Origin of the sequence: Lysinibacillus sp. NPDC056959, from assembly GCF_042674095.1 — a bacterium.
Taxonomy (GTDB): Bacteria; Bacillota; Bacilli; order Bacillales_A; family Planococcaceae; genus Lysinibacillus; species Lysinibacillus zambalensis.
On record NZ_JBHURE010000003.1, the window covers coordinates 137184 to 158304 of the forward strand.

The 21121-nt window shown below is 36.4% G+C and carries 17 protein-coding genes; 3 read left to right on the plus strand and 14 right to left on the minus strand.

Annotated features, from left to right (window positions below; genetic code table 11):
• Nucleotides 1-293: 293 nt before the first annotated feature.
• From dnaK to ACFTQ7_RS04940, 7 genes are all read right to left on the minus strand, one after another.
• Nucleotides 294-2132 carry a molecular chaperone DnaK gene (dnaK, locus tag ACFTQ7_RS04910; RefSeq protein ID WP_386827571.1) on the minus strand — a complete coding sequence of 613 codons (1839 nt, stop codon included), beginning with the start codon at nucleotides 2130-2132 and terminating at the stop codon, nucleotides 294-296.
• Between the two features lie 78 nt (nucleotides 2133-2210).
• The gene (grpE, locus tag ACFTQ7_RS04915; protein WP_386827572.1) at nucleotides 2211-2783 is read right to left on the minus strand and encodes a nucleotide exchange factor GrpE; all 573 of its coding nucleotides are present in this window, start codon (nucleotides 2781-2783) and stop codon (nucleotides 2211-2213) included.
• 18 nt (nucleotides 2784-2801) lie between these two features.
• Nucleotides 2802-3830: a heat-inducible transcriptional repressor HrcA gene (hrcA, locus tag ACFTQ7_RS04920; protein WP_349660142.1), complete on the minus strand. Its 1029-nt coding sequence runs from the start codon at nucleotides 3828-3830 to the stop codon at nucleotides 2802-2804.
• An 89-nt stretch (nucleotides 3831-3919) separates the two neighbouring features.
• Nucleotides 3920-5065 (minus strand): radical SAM family heme chaperone HemW, encoded by a 1146-nt coding sequence (hemW, locus tag ACFTQ7_RS04925; RefSeq protein WP_386827573.1) that lies wholly within the window; start codon nucleotides 5063-5065, stop codon nucleotides 3920-3922.
• A gap of 306 nt (nucleotides 5066-5371) precedes the next feature.
• On the minus strand, nucleotides 5372-6532 hold the full coding sequence (chrA, locus tag ACFTQ7_RS04930; RefSeq protein WP_386827574.1) for a chromate efflux transporter: 1161 nt from the start codon (nucleotides 6530-6532) through the stop codon (nucleotides 5372-5374).
• 104 nt (nucleotides 6533-6636) lie between these two features.
• On the minus strand, nucleotides 6637-7482 hold the full coding sequence (locus ACFTQ7_RS04935; RefSeq protein WP_386827575.1) for a DUF5643 domain-containing protein: 846 nt from the start codon (nucleotides 7480-7482) through the stop codon (nucleotides 6637-6639).
• A 621-nt stretch (nucleotides 7483-8103) separates the two neighbouring features.
• Nucleotides 8104-9294: a DHH family phosphoesterase gene (locus ACFTQ7_RS04940; protein ID WP_386827576.1), complete on the minus strand. Its 1191-nt coding sequence runs from the start codon at nucleotides 9292-9294 to the stop codon at nucleotides 8104-8106.
• A 596-nt stretch (nucleotides 9295-9890) separates the two neighbouring features.
• Here ACFTQ7_RS04940 and ACFTQ7_RS04945 point away from each other — a divergent pair.
• The 3 genes from ACFTQ7_RS04945 to ACFTQ7_RS04955 all read left to right on the plus strand — a co-directional run bounded on the left by ACFTQ7_RS04945 (nucleotide 9891) and on the right by ACFTQ7_RS04955 (nucleotide 13844).
• Nucleotides 9891-10049, plus strand: coding sequence for a hypothetical protein (locus ACFTQ7_RS04945; RefSeq protein WP_386827577.1), 159 nt, complete (start codon nucleotides 9891-9893; stop codon nucleotides 10047-10049).
• A gap of 470 nt (nucleotides 10050-10519) precedes the next feature.
• A complete protein-coding gene (locus tag ACFTQ7_RS04950; RefSeq protein ID WP_197144938.1) occupies nucleotides 10520-12169 on the plus strand; it encodes a pyridoxal phosphate-dependent decarboxylase family protein in 1650 nt (549 codons plus the stop codon).
• On the plus strand, nucleotides 12147-13844 hold the full coding sequence (locus tag ACFTQ7_RS04955) for a methyl-accepting chemotaxis protein (protein ID WP_386827578.1): 1698 nt from the start codon (nucleotides 12147-12149) through the stop codon (nucleotides 13842-13844). The genes ACFTQ7_RS04950 and ACFTQ7_RS04955 overlap by 23 nt, the downstream gene beginning before the upstream one ends.
• A 94-nt stretch (nucleotides 13845-13938) precedes the next feature.
• Here ACFTQ7_RS04955 and ACFTQ7_RS04960 read toward each other — a convergent pair whose 3' ends face one another.
• The 7 genes from ACFTQ7_RS04960 to ACFTQ7_RS04990 all read right to left on the minus strand — a co-directional run bounded on the left by ACFTQ7_RS04960 (nucleotide 13939) and on the right by ACFTQ7_RS04990 (nucleotide 20987).
• Entirely contained in the window at nucleotides 13939-14874 is a 936-nt protein-coding gene (locus ACFTQ7_RS04960) for an SDR family NAD(P)-dependent oxidoreductase (protein ID WP_386827579.1), read from the minus strand.
• Between the two features lie 69 nt (nucleotides 14875-14943).
• Complete coding sequence (locus ACFTQ7_RS04965) at nucleotides 14944-15522, minus strand: TetR/AcrR family transcriptional regulator (RefSeq protein WP_386827580.1); 579 nt, start codon at nucleotides 15520-15522, stop codon at nucleotides 14944-14946.
• A gap of 136 nt (nucleotides 15523-15658) precedes the next feature.
• Nucleotides 15659-16084, minus strand: coding sequence for a GatB/YqeY domain-containing protein (locus ACFTQ7_RS04970; RefSeq protein WP_386827581.1), 426 nt, complete (start codon nucleotides 16082-16084; stop codon nucleotides 15659-15661).
• 104 nt (nucleotides 16085-16188) lie between these two features.
• Nucleotides 16189-16491, minus strand: coding sequence for a hypothetical protein (locus tag ACFTQ7_RS04975; RefSeq protein ID WP_386827582.1), 303 nt, complete (start codon nucleotides 16489-16491; stop codon nucleotides 16189-16191).
• Nucleotides 16492-16809: 318 nt separating this feature from the next.
• Nucleotides 16810-17568, minus strand: coding sequence for a formate/nitrite transporter family protein (locus ACFTQ7_RS04980; RefSeq protein WP_386827583.1), 759 nt, complete (start codon nucleotides 17566-17568; stop codon nucleotides 16810-16812).
• Between the two features lie 1163 nt (nucleotides 17569-18731).
• Nucleotides 18732-19106: a hypothetical protein gene (locus ACFTQ7_RS04985; protein ID WP_386827584.1), complete on the minus strand. Its 375-nt coding sequence runs from the start codon at nucleotides 19104-19106 to the stop codon at nucleotides 18732-18734.
• A 435-nt stretch (nucleotides 19107-19541) separates the two neighbouring features.
• Nucleotides 19542-20987, minus strand: a complete 1446-nt coding sequence (locus ACFTQ7_RS04990) for a DEAD/DEAH box helicase (protein WP_376076445.1) — start codon at nucleotides 20985-20987, stop codon at nucleotides 19542-19544.
• Between the last annotated feature and the right edge of the window lie 134 nt (nucleotides 20988-21121).

Here is a 21121-nt window from a genome sequence, read left to right on the forward strand (position 1 = left end):
TCGCTTTCGCGCAGAGCAAGGCTTCCTGCGGGCGAGCGTCGAGCCGCTTCCGCCGCTTCCGCCGCTGCGCTCCGTGCAGGGTCTCGTCTGTCTCACTTTCCCGCTGGAGTCGAGTAGCCCTACGCTACAATCAGTAATAAACCTATATTTTCCTAATCCATGTTTTTTCCCTTTTCTCACAAATAATATAGCAACTAGACGACTACATGGTCATAGGATATAGCTAAACATAAAGAGAAAAGCCAAAGCCGCAAGCGGTCTTTGGCTTCTTCACTTAACTGTGTAACTTACTATTATTTATCGTCTTTTACTTCTTCAAAGTCAGCATCTACGATGTCGTCTTTTTTACCCTCGCCAGCTTCTGCACCTGCTTCGCCACCTTGAGCTGCTTGAGCAGCTGCTGCAGCTTGTTCATACACTTTCATTACTAGTGGTTGTAATACACCTTCTAGTTTTTCTTTAGCAGATTTAATGCCTTCTAATTCGCCAGCTTCAAGCGCTTTTTTCAGTTCATCACGAGCATCTTCAACAGATTTTTTCTCGTCTTCTGTAATTTGTTCGCCTAAGTCAGCAATTGTTTTGTCAACTTGGAACACTAATTGGTCAGCTTCGTTGCGAAGATCTGCTTCCTCTTTACGTTTAGTATCCGCCTCAGCATTTGCCTCAGCATCTTTTACCATACGTTCGATTTCTTCCTCAGATAAACCAGAATCAGATTGGATAACAATTGTTTGTTCTTTGTTTGTACCAAGGTCTTTCGCTTTAACAGATACGATACCATTTTTATCAATATCGAATGTTACTTCGATTTGTGGTACGCCACGTGGTGCTGGCGGAATATCCGATAATTGGAAGCGACCTAATGTTTTGTTGTCAGCTGCCATTGAACGTTCACCTTGAAGTACGTGAATATCTACTGCTGGTTGGTTGTCAGCCGCAGTTGAGAATACTTGTGATTTAGATGTTGGGATCGTAGTATTACGGTCAATTAATTTTGTGAATACGCCACCCATAGTTTCGATACCTAATGAAAGTGGAGTTACGTCAAGTAGAACTACGTCTTTCACATCACCAGTTAATACGCCACCTTGAACTGCAGCACCCATTGCTACAACTTCATCAGGGTTTACACCGCGGTGTGGTTCTTTATTAGTTTCTTTACGTACAGCTTCTTGTACAGCTGGAATACGAGTAGAACCACCAACTAAGATTACTTGGTCAATTTCAGATGTTGAAAGACCTGCATCAGATAATGCTTGACGTACTGGACCTACTGTACGGTTTACTAATGGTAATGTAATTTCGTCAAATTTAGCACGAGTTAAAGAAATTTCTAAGTGTAATGGACCCGCTTCACCAGCAGTGATGAATGGTAAAGAAATTTGAGTAGAAGTTACACCTGATAAGTCTTTTTTCGCTTTTTCAGCTGCGTCTTTTAGACGTTGCATAGCCATTTTATCTTTTGAAAGGTCAATGCCATTTTCTTTTTTGAATTCTGCTACAAGATACTCGATGATAGCATCGTCGAAATCGTCCCCACCTAGTTTGTTATCACCAGCTGTTGCTAATACTTCAAATACACCGTCACCTAATTCAAGAATAGATACGTCAAATGTACCGCCACCAAGGTCAAATACTAATACTTTTTGATCTGTATCTTGTTTGTCTAAACCATAAGCAAGTGCAGCAGCTGTTGGTTCGTTAATAATACGTTCTACTTCTAAACCAGCGATTTTACCAGCGTCTTTTGTAGCTTGACGTTGAGCATCGTTGAAGTAAGCAGGTACAGTAATAACTGCTTTTGTTACTTTTTCACCTAAGTAATCTTCAGCATAACCTTTTAAGTATTGAAGAATCATTGCAGAAACTTCTTGTGGTGTATATTCTTTATCTTCCACTTGAACTTTTTCAGATGTACCCATTTTAGATTTAATAGAAATAATTGTGTTAGGGTTTGTTACTGATTGACGTTTCGCTACTTCACCAACTTGACGTTCGCCGCCTTTAAATGCAACAACAGATGGTGTTGTACGGTTTCCTTCTGGGTTTGGAATTACTTTTGGTTCTCCGCCTTCAAGGACAGAGACACATGAGTTTGTTGTTCCTAAGTCAATACCGATAATTTTGCTCATTAAAATTTCCTCCTATTATTGAAACGCAAATGATGCGTTTTCTAACTAATAATTGTAATTAACTAAATAGTACTAAGTCTATTCGTTCACAGATACCATCGTTGGGCGTAATACGCGATCCTTTAACATATAACCTTTTTGAAGCTCGCGTAAGACAACACCAGCCTCTTTTTCACTATCTTGCTCCTGCATAACAGCTTGGTGAACATTTGGATCAAATTGCTCACCTTCAGCTTTAATAATTTGCAAGCCTTCCTTCTCAGTTGCTTCGATCAGAGAACGGTACACCATTTCAATACCTTTTACGATAGAAGCCGTTTCTTCTGAAGTCGCTTCAACTTGTAAAGCACGCTCAAAATTATCGATGACTGGCAGTAAATCTGACAGTAAAGTTTGAGCGCGATACTTTTCAGCAGCCTCACGATCAAGTTGGTTGCGACGACGAATGTTATCGAAGTCAGCACGTAAACGTAGATGACGGTTTTCCTCATCGTCTAGCTTTGCTTGTAACTCAGCTAGCTTTGCTTCGTACTGTTCTTCGATTGTTAATTCGACTTCTTGTTCTTCTACTTTAACTTCTGTTTCTTCTACTTCATTTTCAGCTTGTACATCTTCTTGTACAAGGTCTTTGTTTTCAGTTGTTTCCGTCACTTGAAATCCTCCTCATTATCAATCACTACGATTCTTCGTAAAGGCTTGTGTTAAATCCATGCGCATTACATCTAGTAAAGCAACAACACGTTTATAATCCATTCGTGTTGGACCAATAATTGCTATAGCCCCTTGCTGTTCTTCACCAATAGAATAAGTGGTCGTAATGACACTACAGTTTTCCATTTCTAGTTGTTTATTTTCCGAGCCTATACGAATATGAATGCCCGATTCATTAGGATGGAAGAGCGACTGCACTTGGCTAGTCGTTTCCATTAAGTCCAAAATCATCCGGACTTTATTTAAATCGTGGAATTCCGGTTGGTTGAACATATTTGTTTTACCACCATAAAAAATTTTACTTTCCGAATTATGCATCGTCGCTGTCACGAGAGAGCGAATAAAATCATCCGCTGATTGAACATGCTGTTGTAATACTGTTAGCACTTCAGCTTCGAGTTTTTTATGAATATCTTCTAATGACTCACCAATTAGACGTTCATTTAAGATATTCACCATTTTCTCTAAATCAGAAGCGGTAAAATTAGGAGGTAAATTAAACATGCGATTTTCAACATGCCCATTACTCGTTACGATAATCGCTACTGCTGCATCGCTAGAGAGTGGCACAATTGAAAATCGCTTAACACGATGCCTTTGGACATCTGGTCCTAAAAGAATCGATGTATACGATGTCAGCTCCGATAAAATATTGGCTGACTTTCGGATAATATGCTCTACTTCTACTAAACGATCATTGAAAATTGATTGGATTTGCTGAATGTCCCTTGAATTAATGCCTTGCGGGCTCAGCAAATGATCTACATAAAATCTATAACCCTTTTCCGAAGGCACTCGACCAGAGGAAGTGTGCGTTTTTTCCAAGAAGCCTAATTCCTCTAAATCCGCCATTTCATTTCGAATTGTGGCTGGACTAAATGTAATCTCTTGCTTTTTGGAGATTTGGCGAGAACCTACCGGCTGTGCAAACATAATAAAATCGTCTACTATAGCTTGCAATATTTGTAATTGCCGATTTGTTAGCATGATCATCACCTCTGTTAGCACTCAACCAAGAGGAGTGCTAATACTATTATTAAGTTATCAAATCCTACATTTTATGTCAACGATATCGCTCAATCTTCTAGTAAAAATTGTTGAAATACTTCATTCCCTACAAAACGACCTTTTCGAGTAAGGCGAATTCCTTTAGTATCATGCTCCAATAGACCTTCTGAAACTAATTTTTCTATGATATGTGAGTAATGCCTATGCATGGATTCATTAAATTTTTCTTCATATATAGTGTGTGTAATTCCTTCCGTTTTACGCAGTCCTAAAAACATTTGCTCTTCACATTTTTCTTTCTTTGTTACAACATGTTCATATACAATTGGTAGTTCTCCTGCATTTACTGCATCCATATACTTTTTCAATGGTCCATGATTTGAATATCGCACACCAGCTAAATATCCATGAGCACCTGCACCAAAGCCTGCATATTCATCGTTTTCCCAGTATATTTTGTTATGTGTAGAACTGAAACCAGATTGAGCAAAGTTACTAATTTCATATTGATGAAGTCCATGTGCCTCCATCTGGTTCATTAACACCTCGTACATATCCGCTTCAAGATCTTCAGTTGGTAAATGAAGCTTACCTTTTGTGTATTGATTATAAAAAATCGTTTTCGGCTCAACAATTAGTGAATAAGCGGAATAATGTGGTATATCAAGCGCGAACGCTTTTTCTAAAGTATCCTTCCATTGCGCCATCGTCTGCCCCGGCAAACCGTACATTAAATCCAAACTAATGTTTTTAAAGCCTACCTTTTTCGCTAAGTCAATTGTTTCATAGACATGATTGTTGCTATGTGTACGGCCAATCTTTTTTAACAACTCTTGATCAAAGGATTGCACACCCATGCTTATGCGATTTACACCACCAGCAAATAATGCCTGTAATTTCGCTTCTGATAGCTCGTCCGGATTGGCCTCTGACGTAAACTCCGCCACACTGCCCATTGGAATGTACGTACGAATAAGTTCAAGAAGTCTCTCTATTTGTTGCGGTGTTAATGCTGTTGGTGTACCGCCACCAAGAAATATCGTTTCGATTTTTTTAAAACTTTCAGGATATTTTTTAGTCGCAAGCTCCATCTCCTTGCCAAGCATTTCTATATATTCATCAACTGGTTGATTTTTAAAATAAAATTTATTGAAATCACAATAGTTGCAAATTTGATGACAAAAAGGAATATGAATGTAAACACCTCGTGCCATAGCTATCCCTTCTTTCTCGTTAGTCTTTTTCCATTTCCTCATTATAAACAATCAAGACATGGAACGCCATGAATCCAACCAGTAAAATAACTAAATCAAAACTAAATGGTAGGGACATTATTTTTCTATAAGAAATTACATGACATCAATCCTGCTGGACATGTTTTAAAAGGGGAAGATTGTTAAAAAGCTGTATGTACTTTATTTAATTAGCCAACTTTCACAAAAAAATCAAACCCACCGCAACAAGTGGGTTTGATTTATCGAGAAAGGAATAAATGCAAATTAATATATTTTTGTGTGTGCTTAATAACATACAATTCCTACACAAATGCCAATTAGAACAAGCAAATAAGGTTGGACTTTCCAACGTATCAAGCACCATAAAAAAGAGGCTGCGATTACGATGTCGAGTCCATTTTGAATTGTCTGTGTAACAATCGGATGAATAAAAGCTGCAGCTAATATGCCAACAACTGCTGCATTTGCACCAGCCATCGCTCCTCTTAATCCGGCAATACGATTAAGAGTTAGCCAAAAAGGCATTGCCCCTACTATTAGCAAAAATGCTGGTAAAAAAATCGCTAGCGTTGCAATAATAGCCCCTGGCACCCCAGCAATGACCATACCTATATAAGAAGCAAACGTAAATAATGGGCCTGGGACTGCCTGCGTCATTCCGTATCCTGCTAAAAAATCGGAAGAACTCATTAATCCACTTTGGACAAATTGCGCCTCTAGTAAAGGTAATACGACATGTCCTCCACCAAATACTAATGCACCAGATAAATAAAACTTTTCAATTAACATAAACCATTCATATTGAATAAATGGGCTAGCGATTGGTAAACCGATAAGCAATAGAACATACAACGCTAAAAAACATATACCGGTTATTTTTGAAATCGGCACAATCGTTTCTTTTGGTTCTTCTCTTTGATTCGTCAACTTAAAAAAGAGATAGCCTATAAAAGAAGCAACAATAATAGTAGTTACTTGAGCAAGTGGATGAACCCATAAAAGCACTACTGCAAGTGCTAACAAAGCGATTATAAAATGTCGAATACTAGGGATTAATTTTTTGGACATTTCAAAAATTGCTTGTGCAACAATTGCAACAGCCACTAATTTTAAGCCATGAACCCAGCCCATATCCAACCCTGTATGTGCAGAAAAATACGCAAATGCCATAAGGAGCAAAACCGATGGCAATGTAAAACCAAGAAATGACACAATACTACCCAATAAGCCGCCTCTTAATAAGCCAATACCCATCCCTACCTGGCTCGATGCTGGCCCAGGTAAAAATTGACTGAGCCCAACTAGTTGACTATATTCTTTATCAGGTAACCATTTACGTTTCTGAACATATTCATTTTGAAAATACCCTAAATGAGCAGTAGGACCCCCAAAGGATGTACAACCTAATTTTAGTGAAACTAAAAAAATTCCCCATAACCTTCGCAATATCTTCAACTACTTTCGATGTCATATATATTCATATTACATTGAGTAATCATCTTTTTAGTTTAAGATATTGTAAAATTTAAAATTTACGGATGTAGGTTTCGTTATTTATCTTCAATTTTAATAGCAGAGCCCAGTTCACTTCCATTTTTAGCAACCGGAATTAGCTCATAGCTATTATCGGTCAAATATAATGCATCGAGGCGGACACCCCATTTCGTATAATCTTCATTTAAAGGATAAGCAGAGTTAATGTGCCAAGTTTCCCCTGACGCTGATTGAATTTTAAAATGTATCGCTTCATTTAGTAAGCTTTTCTCGGAATGAAAGTAAATCGTTGTAGATATTGGTGTAGAAACAACCTTTTCTATCGTTATTTCCTGACCATCTAACAGCTTTACTTTTTTCTCAACAGAGAAGGTATTTCTATCTGCTTGTAATTGCTCTTGCGAAGCTTCCACTTGAAATTCCCATGGCTCGTCAATCTTTTTTTCCCCGTTCCAGTCGTTATAACGAATATCTAAGCTTAATATTTTATCTTCTGGTAGTTCTCTTAATTTCACACTACTATAGATTGTATAACTTTTATCGGATTGTTGGATTGTCTGTCCTCCATTTCTAACCGTGAGCTCTTTTCCATTCACAAAAACTTGTGGAAAGAAAAAGATTTGATTGTCGAAATTTAAGTCCTTAACTGGCTTAAAAGTAGCGTTCAATAATATTTGGTTATCATCAATGATTATTTCATTTAACGTTAAACGTCCGAGAACATTTTCAGTAGTTTTGTCGACAACTGTTTTGTATGCTTCAAAATTCAAATCTTTCTTAAATAAAAAATAATAAACAATGACACAAGTAGCTACCAATAAAAGCAGTACTACAATAAACCATATTTTGCGTCCTCGATTTTCCTTTGGCTGGTTCTCAACTAGAAGCATATCGGACATCATGTACACCTCATTTTAAGAAAGTATGTCTGCACAAAAGCTTTTTATTTATTGTAGTTTTCAGTTGAACATTATATAACCTCTAACGTTGTCTTGATTTGGCTGATTTCGCTATGTATCTAAAGGAATAATGTATATTCCTTTAATGTTGTTGCAAATCTTGAAGAACAAAATGGTCAATGAAATGTTTGTGATTGTTGCAGTACATTAAATTAGAGTGATTTCTCATGCCTGAAAATATATGCTATGCGAAGAGGTTGATCTTCGTTACGACTGGGCGACTCCTCGGGGATCAGCGATAGAGGAACTAAGGCTAAAATCATCACATCCTGTGATAACGCCCTCGTGACCAACTTCGTGCTGCTGCCGCTACGTTACACTCACGCTTTCGCGCAAAAGACATCTGTTGGCTCGAGACCCTGCAGCGAAGCGAAGCGGCTCATCGGACGCCCCCAGGAAGCTTTGCTATGTGCGAAAGCGAAGCGACAGTAACAACAAATGTTTTCTGTAGCGAAAGCAAAGCGGCAGCTACAAATGTTTTAACTGTGCGAAAGCGTAGCGGCAGCAACAAAACGCCCAGTCGGAACGGAAATCACCCCCTCGTTTTGCGAAGAGCTTTATTCCTTACTCTTGATGACGAACCTTTTTGGCTTCTTCCATTAAATAATCTACAAACAACTCATCTTTCACTAACCATGCTTGATAATTTCTTTTCAAAAACCATTCCGCTTCATAAAAACTTGTAAATATTTGATCTAATGGAAGTTTATTTTTTTCAATTATCCAATCAAAATCACTTATTGAATATAGGAGGAAATTTCCTTCTTCAAGGTTTTTATACATTGTCCCAAACGAAGAAAACCTTAAATTATAGCGATTTCGTTTGGCGTCTTCCGGTATTGGTGCTATATGAAATGTTTGTGTTACATACTGCTCATACGCTTCATCTGTTAAAGAGCAACCAGCAGCTTTTTGATGCCCTCCCCCTCCGAATTCTGCTGCAATAGCCGAAACATCTACGTGATCATGAATCGTTCGAAATGAAATTCTTTTGCCACCCATATTTAAAATAACTATAAAATCAAGGTGTACATTTTCTTTCCCCAATTCATTTGCAAGCTCTGAGTGATAAGATTCTGCATACACTACACCTGTAAAGTAATCTCCTATCGATGTTTGTACTAGCTCCCGTTTTTTTCGGCGGATGTACCGTTCTATTTTCTCTTCTTCCATACGTAACATTTTCTTTTCAAAATCATCAAAGTCAAAGTGTTCGCTTGTCTTTAAGCGTTCAAGCATTTTTTCTTCAAAGTCATCAATTGATACTAAAAAAAAGAGAGTGTTTAGCCGACGTGCTTGTTGATTATCATTCTTTTCCCATTCCCATGTATCGTACTGTCTCACTAACTCTACAAATTCTGTGATGGCATTTGTTTGTTCTAAAAATCCATGTGAAACAAGGTACTGATAAAATAAGGACGTTGCTGATGTTAAATACCCATTTTCATCTTCTACTATTACTTTACCCCATTCATAATCGTTCAAATGATAAGCTGTTTTATGATGATCAAGCAGTTGAACATTGCCAGTTGCGGTATAAAAATCATCTAATCTCTTTTCATTTTCCTCGTTTGGGGATAAGTCTGTAATAAATAAAAAAGCACCTTGGTCGTTCGTGTCTAAAAAAAATTCAATCTCGCGATCCAGCGATGAAATCGAATTGTACCTTACCTTCACTTGATCTTGAAAAGCAAGTTTGGCTAAAATTCCGCAACCTATTCCATCTAAATCATTATGCGATAGCAATTTATACATTTTTTCACCTCCCAATTAGTATGGTTTAACATTAAAAAATTATCGGTATTGTTAGGAGTGTTTATGCTGAAAAAGAGAATTACTTATTTAGGACTTGGTCTATTATTCATTGTTGCTTTAGGGTTTGGTACATATTGAGTTTAAAAGTTCTACTTTTTACAAAAATGAAATCGACAAAACCGATGTACTTATTGGAAGTATTGGTTATACAGAAACTCCCCTTGTTCGACCGCCATATGGTAAAAAACTAATTGGTTTACCTTTTACTTAAGTAAAAATAATCGTTATACCATTACGTGGAATTTGAAGCCAGATTCATATTTCTCATTGGTCGAGAAAAAATCAATTATGCTCAATTATGCCTCGGCATAATTGCGTCCGGAATCGGCTTTGTGCTTAGGCCTGCACGAGGGTCGACACGATGTCGGTCATTTCGGTAATGCCACAAGACGTGGCGTTTTTACCGATGCAGGTCAGTTAGCCATTATCGCATGGATGCGATGATTTTTTGGCTAACAACCTATACAGAACTCCATTCCGATTCAGTGACATCCGCCGGAGGCTTTAACTTCTTTCATCGGGTGTTTGGACACTCGATGAAAGAAGTTAAAGAAAAAATTCAACCAGGCTCTATAATTTTGATGCATCCTATGTACAATGATACTGGAAATGAATCACAAGCAATTGAAGGGATTTTAAAGACCTTATTGAAGAAGGTTATACATTTGTCACTATTGAGGAGCTTAAGAAATTAGAAAGGCACATCATATAAGATTATCTGATGTGCCTTTCTAGTTCAATGAAGCAACTGCATTATCACAATAAAACGCATACTCCCTTTGAGTAATATTCGCTTCTCATAAATAGTCATAAAGTATTAATAATCAGCATTTTTTTATTTAATTAAAATTATTATTTTCATAGTATTCACCATAAAAAGCTTCTTTTCCTCTTAGCACTTCCCCGCCACTAACTTTGCAATAATTCATAAAAAAAGAGTCATGAAAACCCTTTAAAATCAACATTTCTAGAAAAATCCCACTACACTATTTCTTCCAAATATTTTGCCTCAAAATAAATCGGACTATTTAGAAATGTCCAAATTATTTTTCTGGTAAAATATAAATTCATTTATTGTTATAATATGTTATCATTATTTTAGTAAAACGACCTATTTTTATGAAACAAAAAATAGAGGAAAAATGAACTAAAAAGGACGATGACTATGAAAAAAATCCAGCAATTATTCCAAAGTGAAGATGGAAATATCGAACAAAGAGAGAACTTTTTAACCCTATTAGAGAAAATTGTTACATCATTAGATGCATTAAAAGATCCACAAACAACGACTCTTGGACCGATGAAAGAACGCTCTGACAATTTCTACAAAGAGTTAATGCAAGAAAATCAAGTACCAGTTTCAGGTGTCGGGCTTGATCAAGTTGTAAATGAATTAACGAAATTGATGCAAGGACACCCTTACCATACACGCAACTTTGTAACAAATGTTTTGCCAATGGCCAGCATTCCTGGCATATTAGGCCAATTTACAAATGCTCTACTTAATGGTAACAATCTATGGGATGTATACGGACCTGCTGCCGCAGAATGTGAGGTAAAAGTAGTTGCAATGATGTCGAAGTTAGTTGGCTACGACTATACACAAAGCTTTGGTTACACAACTTGGGGCGGACAAGGGGCTGTTTTCAGTGGGCTTCGACTTGCAATCGCTAAACAATTCCCTAACGCAAAGGAAGATGGCGTACCTAATAATTTATATTGCTTCGCTTCAGAAAATGCTCATTACAGCTTATTAAAATCAATTGAAGCAGTCGGCATCGGTAGCAAGCATTTAATTCGTGTTAAAGCTGGACAAGATCATTCAATGGATATCGAAGACTTACGTTTGCGTATGACTGAGGTTATCGAAAATGGTGGCATTCCAGTGTATGTAGTTGCTACAACAGGCGCTACAGATCAATTTGCTATTGATGATGTACAAGCAATCAAAAATGTTACAACTGAGCTAGAACAAAAACATTCCTTAAAGCCTATACATATTCACGCTGATTCAGCGTTAGGTGGTTTTTACGCATTTTTCAACGATTATGATTTTAAGGCAAACCCACTTCAGTTCGAGACTGATGTTTTACAAGGACTTGAACAAATTAGAGAACGTATGCAATATCTACCTATTGCAGATAGCCTTTGCTTCGACTTCCAAAAGCTTGGTCAAACACCGTATTTAACAAGCTTATTCTTAATAAAAGAAGGAAAGCATTTACAGCTATTAGATATTGATGATTTCGACACACCTTATGTAGGTAATCGAGGCTATGGTTCTTACCATACAGGCTATACATTAGAGTGCTCTCGTATGGGTAGTTCAATTGCTATTTATGCTGCATTACAGGCATTTGGTAAAGAAGGCTACCAACAAATATTAGCTAATTATGTACGTGTAAATTTAGCGTTCCGTGCGCAGTTAGCTGAGAAAACGCCAATGTTACAAGTAGTCAACGAGTCTAATATTGGACCAGTCACAGCCTTCCGTTTATATCCAGAAGGCATGAATTGGAAATCTGAACAGTCAGATAGCTATACACAAGATCAGATTGAATATATTAATGGTCTAAATGCTTCTTTATTTGAAATTATAGGAGAAGGTCGCGACGAAGTATTTTTCGGTGATACAACACGTGTCTGCACTGTCAACACTAGCGATACAAAACAACAAATTCCAGTCGCTGCTGCAAAATTCTTTTCAATCTCTCCTTATACTGAGACAGAACATATTAGTGATATGGTTCATTTCTTACAACAAAAGGTGAAAGTATTGGAGGCTGCTAAAGTTGAGTATAGTCAAAAAATTTAAAAGCTCGTTACTCTATAAATACATTGCAAGTTTTACTATTCCAATTGCTATTATTTCAGTAATATTTAGTATCGTATTATTTATTACAGCTTATCGGATCATCGATGATTATGTTATTACACAATTTGAGTCAGAGTTGGAAATTATATCAAATGTAATTTTTGATGATATTGACATAAATGACGTCAAAGCTGCAGATGACGGCGATAAGGATAAATATGATGACTTATTAAAGGAATTAAATGAAGCTCTTAAAGAGTATGATATTCAAAATGCCTACGTTCTTTCCCGGGCAAACGGTAAGGAACATATCGTGGCATTAAGTGATAAAGATGATTATCAAGAGAGCTATGTTTTTAGCCAGGACATGAATGATGCTCTAGATAATGGAACTGTTCAATCCAGTGATATTTATGAAGATGAATACGGAATTCATAAATCGATTTTTTTACCATTTAAAGATACTGATATTCTTTTTGGTTTAGATATGGACGCTTCCTTTATTTCTGAGCTTCAAACAGAAACTCTTTGGATTTGTATCATCATGACTGTGATGTTTTTGATATTCGGTATTATTGTGGCTTATGTCATTAGTAAAGGCATTATTAAACCAATTAAAAATATGACTGGTTATGTTGGTAAGGTGGCACAAGGAGACTTAGCTGTTGAATCACTTAACATAAAAGGTTCTAATGAAATTGCACAGCTTTCAGATGGCATTGAAAATATGACCGAAGACTTACGCTCACTAATTCAGCAAATTGCTGAAAATGCTGAGCAAGTAGCTGCTATGTCAGAAGAGTTGTCGGCAGGCTCTGAGCAAACAAGTGCATCCATTCAACAGATTACATCTTCTATGCAAGAGGTAGCTGCAGGATCAGAAAAACAAACTTCATCTATTGAAGAAGTAGAAACTCATATTACGACAATCTCCACAAAGATGTCAGAAGTTGTATCGAGCGTAAATGATGTCACTACTAAAGCATCTAATGCATCTTCTATTTCTGAAAAAGGTAATACGACGATTCAAAGCGCTACAGAAAAAATGGCCTTAACATCTAATGCTATTCAAGAGACTTCCGATGTTGTGAAACGTTTAAGCACTTATTCAAATGAGATTGGCGACATTGTTACTTTAATTAACGAGATTACTGATCAAACAAATTTACTCGCTTTAAATGCATCTATTGAAGCAGCACGTGCTGGTGAGCATGGTAAAGGCTTTGCAGTTGTAGCTGAAGAAGTGCGTAAATTAGCTGACCAATCTTTAGCAGCGACGAATAGTATTCGAACACGTATTGAGACGATTAAAGAAGAGTCTACTCAAGCTGTGAAATCTATGGAGATTAGCAGTAATAATCTTGCAGAAAGCTCTATTAGCTTTAATGAATCAGGTGTAGCCTTTAAAGAAATATATTCGAATATTACTTCATTAACTCAAGAAATGGATTATGTCAATAATATCATTTCTAACATTAATGACGGGGTTAACAACATTGCATTTTCTGTAGAGGAAGTTGGTGTAATAGCCGTTCAAGCGTCTGGAAACATTCAAAATGTGGCTGCTGCTTCTGAGGAACAATCAGCTAGTATCGAGGAGATTACGGCGTCTTCAAATAATTTAGCTGAGATGGCACAACAACTTCGTAATATCATACAAAAATTTCAGCTGTAAGAAATACTAATAAAAAATCCGCTATGCTTTCTGTAGGTAATTTTCTACCAACAGAAGTTTATGCGGATTTTTTCATTGACTCTTAAAAGTCTTTTTATGCTCTCTTGTTCATCCATGCAAGCGTTTCTTCTAGTCCTACTCTATATGAAGTATTTGGTAAAGCGCCTATTTCCCTTTCAAATTTCTCCCCACTTAAAATGACCGGTTCTTCTGTTAAATAAAAGATTTCAACTACTTCTTTCATAGAAGGAGCAAATATTCCAATCAGCCGGATCATGCCTTTAGAAACTGTACGAATACCCTTTTTGTAGCCAGTAATGTCACGTAAAATTTTCACTAGTTCTTCCCCTGCAATTGGGTGTACAGCTGGCACATTCCAATTTTGATTATAGGTCTCGTCTCGTAAAGCAAGCTCAACCATAGCCTTTGCACCATCTACTGTATAAAGAAATTCCCTCTTCACTTGCATATTCCCTACAAAATTAGCTTTTTTATCTTGCGCAACATTTTTTAACGTTTCATAGAGTATTGTATTCTCTGCATTTGGTCCGTATAAATCAGGAAAATGTACAATTAACGAGGGTGCAGTACTGTTTTTTAATTTATTTTCCATCGCTAAGCGAATTTTCCCTTTTTTCGTCTGTGGTTCCTTTCTAGCTTGTTCTATTACAGGGTTTATCGATTGTCTTCCATATGCATAAATATTATCTACAAACGCAATCTTCGCTCCTCGCCTCTCGGCTATGTTAATCACCATATCTAAGCATCGCAAATGGAGCTTTTCCCAATCCTGATACAGAAAACTAATAGCATGAAAAATAATATTCACACCGTTTGAAGCTCTCATCATGTCCTGTTCATTAAATACATCACCTGAAATGATTTCGACATTTTTGTGCTGCCGAAAAAGTGCAACTAACTTTTTTTCATTTCTAGCAAATGCCCTCACCTGTATATTTCTACTAACTAGTTCATTTACAAGCGCATAACCCATACCACCAGATGCCCCAATAACTAATGCTTTTTGCATACTATATCCCCTTTAATTAACCACTGGTCAAATAACTGCTAAAAGAAGGCTCTAGATTTTTTTCTAGAGCTACTCTCTAAATGTCAAAGCCTTGATAAGAAATTTTGCATGAACATCCACGGCTTCTTTCGCTTCCTCATAATTTTTTACATAATGACGATAATGTGCTACAAATCCATGAAGAGCAATAAATGTAGAATGTATATCTGAAATCAACAGTTCTGTCTTTGATAAGGAACGTACAGATTGTGCAAATTTTTCATAGCTAAGGTTTGCTGCCTCTTGCGATAGCCCATCGATTTCTCTATCCCTCATGATAAACATTAATTCATACTGACTTTGATTATTTAAACCAAACGCCATAAAGCCTACAAAAACATTCAGCAGTTTAGTGTTATGATCTTCAGGACCTTTCATATTTTCATTTAAAGTATTATTTAGTTCAGAAAAATAGTCACTTAATATCGCATAAAATATTTCAGCTTTATTTTTAAAATGATAATAAATAGCCCCATGACTACAACCAAGCTCTTTAGCAATACTACGCATTGATATTTGCTGAAAATCCTTCGTGATAAATTGCTTATGAGCCTCATTTATAATCATTTCTTTCGTCAAATCCTTTGTTGATGGCTTACGTGGCGACATAGTGCCCTCCTTTTTGACCAGTGGTTAACAATAAGTATAAAAGCATTTTCATTTTTTGGCAATACTACAAAAAAATATAGTAATTCAAAAAAACAACCCCGTACTACTTAAGAGTAGGGGGCTGTTTCTAACGATATTAAATAAGGCCCTTCACAACTTTTGAAATAACAGCGCCTTCAGCTTGACCATTTAATAAAGGTTTTGCAATTTTCATCGCTTCACCCATGTTCATTCCCTTTACAACGCCAGCTGCCACAAGCTTTTCTGCAATTTCTTCTTCAGTTAATTGCTCCGGTAAAAATGATTTTAACAGAACTAATTTTGCTTCCTCTTTTTCAATTAAGTCAGCTCGACCTGCATTTTGAGCACCCTCAAGAGCCTGATTTGTTTGCTTTACTTCACGATTTATAATAGCCATTTCCTCTTCAGGCGATAAAGCTTCTCCCTTTTCTTTTTCAGCTAAATCTAGAGCAGATTTCAAAATCGATAATACGCCTTTTGCTAATACATCCTTTTCTTTCATTGCCTTTTTTAATAGTTCAAATACCTCTGTTTTTAACAATCTTTTTCACTCCTTTGTGACATTTATTATACCATAAAAAAATACCGTAACCTTAAGGGATACGGTAGCATGTGTCATAAAATTATGCCGAGGCATAATTGATATTATTTTACTTGTTTAAGCATAGATACTTCAGCTTTTGTCGTTATTAAATCCGATGATAAAATATCAAATTTTGCATCTACTAGATCCATTTTTCGACTTAAATTTTGTTCAACTTTGTCTAATCTTTTTTCCAAAGCTTCGTTTTTTTCTTCTAATCTCTTTTCAACTGCATCGAGTTTTCCTTCTAATCTCTTCTCAACTGCTTCGATTTGTTGTTGAAGATCCGATTTCATGTCTTGCATTTGCTTTGAAAGCTCTAAAATTGCTTGAAGAATCGTATGTTGGTTGATTTCTTGTTCCATTTTTGAGTTCCTCCGCTCTTTTATATTCATTACATTATCTATTAATTTCACAGCAATTATCTTATAAACATAAATAAGTAGAGTTACATAAGCAACTCTACTTGTCATTCTATCTACGATTTATCTTAAAGTCAAAATATTAAAAGATGGAATTTGTCAAGTATTCATCCGTTAATTTCACTTGCTATAATTGCATCGCATTATATTCCTGTATATGTAAACAGGTCTTTACAATCACTTCTCAAATTGCTATGGCACGCTGTATTTAACTCCAATTAAGGAATTAAGCTGACTACTTTAGCAATATTCAGCGATTTATTAATCTCTGCCATTTACCCAATAAACAAAACCAATAACGGCTCCACCAATAATATTACCTAGTGTTACAGGTAATAAATTTGAAATGGCTCCACCAAATGATACTAGTTCACCATGAGGTATAAAGAGAGCAAGGGAAAACAATGTCATATTTGCTATACAGTGCTCAAATCCAATTGTGACAAATGGGAAAATACAGCAGAAAATCATCACTAATTTCCCAGTCTCTGTTTTTAATTTATAGGTACACCATACACCCAAGCATACAAGCAAATTACATAAAATACCTCGGCATAAAAGTTCAACGAAACTACCACTCATCTTAGCTGTTGCCAGTTTTTCAATGTAAGCTGCTATGTCTCCAACTGCTAGCCCCGAGTAAAAAAATAATGCGGCTGCTAAAAGAGAACCAAAGAAGTTTCCTATGTAACTAAACGTCCAAATGCCTAACATCTCTAATGGCGATGATTTTTTTGATAGTGTACTAACCGTTAAAACTAGATTATCACCGGTAAATAAATTGGCCCCAGCCATCATGACCATACTAAGTGCCACACCAAATGCTAATCCTTGTACGATCTTCATACTCGGTACCCCAGCTGGACTTAATAGACCGCCAATAGTAGTGATGAGCAAAATTCCAAATCCGATAAAAAGTCCGCCAAAAATAGCTAACAATAAATAATTAGCAGGCTTTTGCTTCATCATGTTAATTTTTGTTTCAGCTGTTATACAAACAGTAGAAATTGTTTCTTTCATATTTTCATCTCCCAAACAACATCAAGCTAATTTAATAGCTCATTTTTAACGTTGATCTCAAGTAGTCACCTAGTTTCCACTCTAACCAACTTTTATACAAGGCTTATATTTTAACAAATATTATTCCAAAATATCGTTAATTAGCAAATTTAAAGTAAATCCCTCCAAATAAACATATATTTATGCACTTTAAAGATTACTTTATGTTTTCTATTAGTCCGTTTGGATTAAAAAGGGATAGTTAATCCAAAATAATGCAGGAATTTCTTTCTGATAAAACGTCAATTTGTGTTACAGGCTTTTCACTTTCGCATAGAAGCATTGTCAATAATAATCCATATTTCTCCCATTAAACTCAGGAAAAATTAATTTGTAGGTTTGATTCATTATTTTTTTCTATCATTAGATTCAATCTTTTTATCAGGCATTTTATTTCTTATATGGATTTATCATGATGTGATTCCAATAATCTCTACAAAACAAGTAGGTTAAATAGGAACAATTATACCTCGGCATAATTGCGTCCGGAATCGGCTTTGTGCTTAGGCCTGCAGATGTTTTTTGTGCGAAAGCGCAGTGCTAACGTAGCGGCAGCAACAGGATGCAGGTCAGTTAGCCGTTATCGCATGGATGCAATGATTTTAGGCTAACATCCTTTATGAATTCCTTTCCGATTCCGTGACATCCGCCGGAGGCTTTAGGCCAACACGATGTTGGTCACTCAGTCATTGCCACAGGACGTGGCGTTCTTAGACTGAGTTCCTCTATTTCGGCAAGTGTTTGGACACCCGCTGAAAAGTGACTTAAAACCGCATTCATCTCACCACCTATAGAGGTGGGTGACTTCTTCTGAAAGAAGTTAAACAATTCAATGTTAATAGGTCATCCTCTGACGTATAATTGCCTTAGAATAAGCTTTTAAAAGATCGGGTTATCGGGGAACTTTTTTGAAGAAAGGTAGGAAATATGACTGAAAAGATAGGAGGTTGGAGCCGCTACTGCGGGAAAAATTAGAAAGGAAGATTTAAATGAAAACCATAGCTGGAACGATTGCTTTATGTTTTTCTTTTACTTTATTCATTTATTTATTTGGTTTAAAAATGGAACATTCAGTGAAATATGATGCAGGCTTCTTCTTTCTTCCGCTAATCCTACTTGTGCTGTCACTTATCTCCTTTTATTCTGATTACAAAATGAATAAGAATATAGATTGAAAGAAAACCTTTAACTGTTCTAATCAAAAAACAGCGCATATTCTTTGGCTCTATCGATGCCGCTTGATGCCAACATAGAAGTACGACACCGTATTCAATATCATTTAAGGCACCTTCATAGCGATACACTTTCCCACCAATCGTCACGAGATCGGTGTCGTCTTTTTTGATATGCGTTGCGAATTGTTTGGCTTGAATACAGATGCCTTGTGGATACAAAATACGGTTCGTTTTGAGTGCGGCTTCAATGATCGTACGGGATGTATACCAGCTATCGCACAATAAATACGTCGGCTGTTTTAATAGTGGCAGTTGGTTCATCATGTCTAACGAAAGTTGAATTTTACTGTCGGTTGTTTCTTTATCAAATAATCAAAAATCGTAAGAATATGCGTGTTGCCCTGATTTCATCATCAGTTGATCTCAGCTCTCACGCTTTTCCCGCTCAAGTCGCCGCCCTCCGTTCCATGTTTTTTTATCAATATATACTGATTCAAGAACAGATTTTGGTGTAGAGCCATTTTCAAGATGATTTTTTTAAAAAAACATAAAATTTTACATCAATTGGGTTAAATTGGATTCAAGTACTTGTTGTAAAAAGTATATACTTCGAGATTCTGCGTCCAATTAATATTCAACAAAATAAACAGCCAGTCCCCGGTGAAATACCGCGAACTGGCTGTTTTTTTATACTAACTTCAATATAGAGGCAAGCACCTTTTCCACTTGACCCTCAACTCTATCAAAGCTTACCGCTTACTACTTATTGGCTTCATATACTTTCAATAACTTACCTTTGATTGTTGTTTTCTTCATGTTTTTTAAAACAATCGGGCCTTTATCATTTAATATTTCTACATAAGTAAAAGCATCTGTAATGGTAATAATGCCTATATCCTCGACTGTTACACCATCGATTTTGGCAATCGTCCCGACGAAATCTACAGCTCTTAGCTTCTTTTTCTTACCACCATTAAAATATAGCTTCATGATTTGCTCGTTCAGCTTTTCACTTTTCGCCTTTTTCAGGGTTGGTTCAATATCCATTTTCGCTTCAAAAGCTGCTTTCTTTTTTAAAGCATCTTCTTCAGTTGGCACTACTTTATTTGGAATTTTAAAACCAATATAGTCTTCAATTTCACTTAAAAAACGATCTTCAAACGGCGTTACAAGCGTAATTGCTTTCCCTTTTAAACCTGCTCGTCCAGTTCTTCCCGTACGATGGACGTAACTTTCTTTTTCTAATGGCAGATCATAGTTAATGACATGTGTGATATTATCAATATCAATTCCTCGAGCCGCTACGTCTGTGGCAACTAAATATCTAAAATCGCCTCTTTTAAAATCATTCATCACTTCAAGTCGTACATCCTGTATCATACCGCCATGAATTTTATCGCAGCTATATCCGAAATTGATTAACTGCTCACATAACGTATCGACTCTATCCTTTGTGCGGCAAAAAATGATACAGCTATCTGGATTTTCAACAATCGTAACTTTGCGCAGCAGGGATAGTTTTAGTTCTTCATCCACTACGTAAAGGGAATGATCAATTTTATCTGTTGTTAATCCCGTAGCTTGAATTTCTACATCAGTAGGTGTTTTCATATATTTAAGAGCTAAGTCTTTTACCTTCTCTGGCAACGTAGCTGAAAATAACATCGTCACACGATTTTGAGGCACTTGTTTAATAATGGCTTCGACTTGTTCTATGAACCCCATATTCAACATTTCGTCCGCCTCATCAATGACAAGATAACGTATTTTGTCTAAGACAAGCGTGCCTCTTTCAATATGATCTAACATGCGTCCCGGCGTACCAACAACAACATGTGTTTTTTGCTTTAGCTCTGTTTTTTGAATGGCAATCGGCTGTTTTCCATAAACCGCTGTTGCTTTAATGCGCTTCAGTCTGCCAATATTCGTAAAATCCTCTTTTACTTGAACAGCAAGCTCCCTTGTCGGAGTTAACACTAAGGCTTGCGGTTTGTTTTCTAGCCAATCAATGGCTTCGCAAATTGGAATCCCGTAAGATGCAGTTTTCCCACTACCTGTTTGTGATTTTACAACAAGATCTGTTTTTGCTAATGCTAACGGAATGACCTTACTCTGAACTTCTGTTGGTTGTTCATATCCTAAGCTATCCAGTGCCATTATTATTTCATTACTTAATTCATAATCTTTAAACCTTTTTTTACTCATCATTAAGCCTCATTTATGTTCAATTATTTTTACTATTTCTGAAAGATAATTACCTAACATAGACTCCCATTATACATACGAAAGTGAATAATAACTACTCTCGGAGTTATTTCAACTTACCGAATTATCAGTTT